The organism is Halorubrum shenae (genome assembly GCF_051194165.1).
Lineage (GTDB): Archaea > Halobacteriota > Halobacteria > Halobacteriales > Haloferacaceae > Halorubrum.
The window spans coordinates 1-5,431 of record NZ_JBLZNI010000037.1 but is presented as its reverse complement, the minus strand read 5'-3'; the positions used below and the strand labels follow the sequence as shown (position 1 = coordinate 5,431).

1 tRNA gene and 3 rRNA genes are annotated in these 5,431 nt (G+C 57.0%); all 4 read right to left on the bottom strand.

The features are described from left to right. Window positions 1-82: 82 nt before the first annotated feature. The 4 genes from rrf to ACNS88_RS17445 all read right to left on the bottom strand — a co-directional run bounded on the left by rrf (window position 83) and on the right by ACNS88_RS17445 (window position 5,246). Window positions 83-204, bottom strand: a 5S ribosomal RNA gene (rrf, locus tag ACNS88_RS17460). A gap of 148 nt (window positions 205-352) precedes the next feature. Next, window positions 353-3,273: ribosomal RNA gene (locus ACNS88_RS17455) — 23S ribosomal RNA — on the bottom strand. Window positions 3,274-3,545: 272 nt separating this feature from the next. Then, window positions 3,546-3,617, bottom strand: a tRNA-Ala gene (locus tag ACNS88_RS17450). Between the two features lie 159 nt (window positions 3,618-3,776). Further along, window positions 3,777-5,246: ribosomal RNA gene (locus ACNS88_RS17445) — 16S ribosomal RNA — on the bottom strand. Together the 16S, 23S and 5S rRNA genes with 1 tRNA gene alongside form the textbook arrangement of a ribosomal RNA operon. Window positions 5,247-5,431: the final 185 nt, after the last annotated feature.

The window sequence follows — 5,431 nt, the reverse complement described above, 5'->3', positions numbered from 1 at the left end:
ACCGCTCGCTGTATAGCAACACAGCCCACGGACACGATGTCCGTGGGCTGAAAGTGTGTGGGAGTATACTCCCGGATGAATGGGCAGGCGGCGAACCGCGGTTCCCAGAGGATCGCTCACTCCAGTACTTCCCGGTACGCTGGTGGGCTTAACTTCCGTGTTCGGAATGGGTACGGGTGTTTCCCCACCGCTCTGGCCGCCTTTACGCCGACTCTCGGTCTCGAACCGAGACTCTCTCACAATCCTGTGGGAGAGACGCCTGTGTCGGTGGTTCCGATCGAATGATCGGCCGACCGTGTATATGTGCGATCCAGTTACCGCCTGAACTCATACGACCTGTGGTGTCAGTGCCGTATGACTGTGGCTTCGGTCTGTTAGTGCTCGTGGACTCAACACCTCGTTGCCTCGGTGCGTACATCCCGAGTCTATCGAACTCGTCTTCTACGAGTGACCTCATCGGTACTTCTTTTCCATGTGGGTTTCGAGCTTAGATGCGTTCAGCTCTTACCCCGTGTCGCGTGGCTACCCGGCATTGCGTTCTCACACAACCGGTACACCAGTGGCGACCAAACGTAGTTCCTCTCGTACTATACGTTCGTTCACGTCAAGTACCTTGACACCCCCAATAGATAGCAGCCGACCTGTCTCACGACGGTCTAAACCCAGCTCACGACCTCCTTTAATAGGCGAACAACCTCACCCTTGCCCGCTTCTGCACGGGCAGGATGGAGGGAACCGACATCGAGGTAGCAAGCCACCCGGTCGATATGTGCTCTTGCGGGTGACGACTCTGTTATCCCTAAGGTAGCTTTTCTGTCATCTACGGGCCCCATTCCGGAGCCTCGTAGGTTCGCTAGACCACGCTTTCGCGTCAGCGTCACTCGTTGGGAATGACACTGTCAGACCATCTTGTGCTCTTGCGCTCTTCGCCGGATTCCCGACCCGGCTGAGATGATCTTCGGGCGCGCTCGATATCTTTTCGAGCGCGTACCGCCCCAGTCAAACTGCCCGGCTACCGGTGTACTCCTCCCGGAGTGAGAGTCGCAGTCACCGACGGGTAGTATTTCAATGCTGTCTCGGTGGCCCGCTGGCGCGGGTACCTGTGTAATGACTCCTACCTATGCTGCACATCGGCGACCACGTCTCAGCGACAGCCTGCAGTAAAGCTCTATAGGGTCTTCGCTTCCCCTTGGGGGTCTCCAGACTCCGCACTGGAACGTACAGTTCACCGGGTCCAACGTTGGGACAGTGGCGCTCTCGTTTATCCATTCATGCAAGCCGCTACTGAAGCGGCAAGGTACTACGCTACCTTAAGAGGGTCATAGTTACCCCCGCCGTTGACGGGTCCTTCGTCCAATTGTACTTGGTGTTCAGATACCCGCACTGGGCAGGATTCAGTGACCGTACGAGTCCTTGCGGATTTGCGGTCACCTGTGTTGTTATTAGACAGTCGGAGCGCCCGAGTCACTGCGACCTGCTCCGTCGAGAGCAGGCATCCCTTCTTCCGAAGGTACGGGACTAACTTGCCGAATTCCCTAACGTCGGTTCTCCCGACAGGCCTTGGCTTGCGCTGCCAGAGCACCTGTGTCGGATCTCGGTACGGACATCGTGCTTGTCTTTTCACGGGCCCTATGTACGGCTGACTTTCGCTATCTCGCGCTTCGCTCGCTTCGTGCCGTGACGGCTTCCACGAGTTTCCACGATTTGACCGGGCGAAGGCCCGGCTCAGCGTTCCACACGGCGTCGACGTTTACTGCACGATGGCACTGGAATCTTAACCAGTTTCCCGTTGATGTAGTCGAATTACGGTACATCTTAGGACCGGCTGACCCTCGGCTGAGTGGCAGTGCCGAGGAACCCTTGCTCATCAGGCCGTCGAGGTTCTCACCCGACTATCGCTGCTACTGTGACCAGGATTGTCGTTTCTGAACGGTCCACACGAGTTCTCACCCGTGCTTCCATCCGAACAGAACGCCAACCTACGCGGTTGCCCCTGTCAAGGGCACGGCCAGGTCTCGGTGGTAGATTTGAGCCCCGATCATTTTGGGCGCCTCAAACCTCGGCCGGTAAGCTGTTACGCTTTTCTTAGAGGGTAGCTGCTTCTAAGCTCACCTCCCGGCTGTTTAGGGCTTGAGACCACCTTCGAATCGCACTTAATCTACACTTTGGGACCTTAACCCGGCTCTGGGTTGTTCCCCTCACGGTACACAGGCTTACCCCGCGCACCGGACTCCCTTCGTCTACAACGCCTGCGGGTTTGGAGTTCGACAGGATGGCCGACTCCTCTCGGAGGCGGGTCATCCAATCGGTAGCTCTACCCCGCGGGCTATCTCGGAAGAGGTCATGCTTCGACATGTTTCGGTTGGAACCAGCTGTTGCCAGGCTCGATGGGCCTTTCACCCCTATGCGCAGATCACGAGAGGATATTGTAGAATACCACCTCTAACGGGCCTCCACGTGGCTTTCGCCACGCTTCACCCTGCCTGCGTATAGATCGCCTGGTTTCGGGTCGCACCCAATTGACTCCCCGCGCTTGAACACGGTGGCCCTCGCACATAGTGCTGCGGCCGTATCGGTTTCCCTGCGCCTTCCCCGGTTCACGGGTTAGACTCGCCAATCAAGTGCACTCCCTGGGTCGTTTTTCAAAACGCACGACACGACGTCGGCTCGTCTCTCTTCCTACTAGAGAATCGCTTCTCGGTCGTTTCAAGAGACGCCTTGTACGCCCTGTCGCTCGATCGCCAGCTGATTTCAGGCCCTATTGCACCGCCCTTCTCGGGGTGCTTTTCAGCGTTCGCTCACGCTACTTGTTCGCTATCGGTCTCGAGGAGTGTTTAGCCTTCTCAGGGGATGCCTGAGTTGTTCACAGAGGATATCCGACCCCTGCTACTCTGGTATTGACGCCAACGGTACTGCCTCATTCTACGGGGTTGTCACCCTGTTTCACGCTCCGTTCCAGGAGACTTCGAATGAGAGTTCGCGTTTTGGTTGTCAACCCGAACACCACATTGGTCCGAAGACCTTCGGTTTGGGCTGTATCGCTTTTACTCGCGGTTACTCACGACATCGCTGTTGCGTTCTTTTCCTTCCCTTACTGAGATGTTTCAATTCAGGGAGTTCCCTATTGCGCGTGGCAATTGTAAACGGATTCCGATTCGGAAATCTCATGTTCTTCCCCTCCATGCGGGTCCCATGAGCTTTTCGCAGCTTGGCACGTCCTTCATCGGCTCTCGAGCCGAGCCATTCACCAGCTGGCACAGTAGCCAGTAGTGTGTCAGTCGATTCAATAAAGAACCGCTGACGGTGTCAAGTGACTAAATGTCACCCGACTGTATATGGTTCACTGACGTTCCACGAACTCGTATGAGTTCAGTGGACGTCTGGATCGCACGTATACACGGTCGTCATTGGATCACGTCCAGGCATGGAGCGTGTCCGTCGAACCCTTCCCATCCGCGGTTTCCCGGGATGGTGCATCGGTCGTCGTCTACTCAATCCGAATCGCGTCTCCCACTTAAGGGGACGGATTCGGACCGAGGCTGACATGGACTCACTGGGATTCGAACCCAGGGCATCCTCCTTGCAAGGGAGGCACTCTACCGCTGAGCTATGAGCCCACCTTCCCGATTGGGAAGGAGTATTGCGTGGTGTGAACCGTGGTAGTTCGTCGGTGTCCAGGCCGGCGGGTGGGCGGACACAGAGACCGTGCATGAATAGTGACCGTCTCGAAAGACGGTCGAAAGGTGAGCTCGCCCAGAGGGCGAGTCTCGGGTCTGTGGAGGTGATCCAGCCGCAGATTCCCCTACGGCTACCTTGTTACGACTTAAGCCCCCTTGCGAAGCCCAGATTCGACTCGTGAAACGAGCCTCATCCGGACCTCACTCGGGTGCTTTGACGGGCGGTGTGTGCAAGGAGCAGGGACGTATTCACCGCGCGCTTATGACACGCGATTACTACCGAATCCAGCTTCATGTGGGCGAGTTGCAGCCCACAATCCGAACTACGATCGAGTTTCTGAGATTACCGTCTCCTTTCGGAGTTGGAACCCTTTGTCTCGACCATTGTAGCCCGCGTGTTGCCCAGCACATTCGGGGCATACTGACCTACCGTTGCCCGTTCCTTCCTCCGTGTTGGCCACGGCGGTCTCCCTACTGTCCCCAGCCACTTCGCAGTGCTGCTGGCAAGTAAGGATGCGGGTCTCGCTCGTTGCCTGACTTAACAGGACGCCTCACGGTACGAGCTGACGGCGGCCATGCACCTCCTCTCTGAAACTCGAATAAGGTCATCAACCTGATCGTCATTATTACAGTCGATGCTGGTGAGATGTCCGGCGTTGAGTCCAATTAAACCGCAGGCTCCTCCGGTTGTAGTGCTCCCCCGCCAATTCCTTTAAGTTTCATCCTTGCGGACGTACTTCCCAGGCGGTCTGTTTAGCGGCTTCCCTACGGCACAGCACCCGCTCGTAGCGGGAGCCACACCTAACAGACATTGTTTACGGCTAGGACTACCCGGGTATCTAATCCGGTTCGAGACCCTAGCTTTCGTCCCTCACTGTCGGATCCGTCCTCGCGACGTGCTTTCGCCATCGGCGGTCCGTCCAGGATTACAGGATTTCACTCCTACCCCGGACGTACCCGTCGCGCCTTCCGGTCCCAAGCCACGCAGTTTCTACCGGACGCCCACCCGTTGAGCGGGTGGATTTTCCGATAGACTTGCGCGGCCAGCTACGGACGCTTTAGGCCCAATAAGATCGGCCATCACTCGGGCTGCCGGTATTACCGCGGCGGCTGGCACCGGTCTTGCCCAGCCCTTATTCGTCCACCTCCCTACGGTGGACAAAAGCGTAGGCTCTATGCCTACGCACTTGGGATTCCCTTATCGCACTGGCGTGCAGTGTAAAGGTTTCGCGCCTGCTGCGCCCCGTAGGGCCCGGAATCTTGTCTCAGATTCCGTCTCCGGGTTCTCACTCTCATGACCCGTACCGATTATTGGCACGGTGGGCCGTTACCCCACCGTCTACCTAATCGGCCGCAGCCACATCCTTCGGCGCCGGAGCGTTTGGCACATCACTCATTCCAGGTGTGATGTGATATACACTATTAGCCTCAGTTTCCCGAGGGTATTGTGTTCCGAAGGGTAGTTTGGCCACGTGTTACTGAGCTATTCGCCACGAGTGTGAACTCGTGCGACTAGCATGGCTAAATCGAATCCCAATAGCAATGGCCTCCGGCAGGATCAACCGGAATGTATAACCTCTGAGCCTGATTCCCGGCTCAGAGGGGTGTTGGCGGGTTTTGACTTGCGATAAGCCAAAACACCATTGCATGGTCTATGTGGTATCCGGTCCACCCAGCGACCTGGATGACACCGAACTACCACGGCTCACATCAGATTTCCTCTTACGCCGGAGCGCAGGGGGCGAAATCCTCAT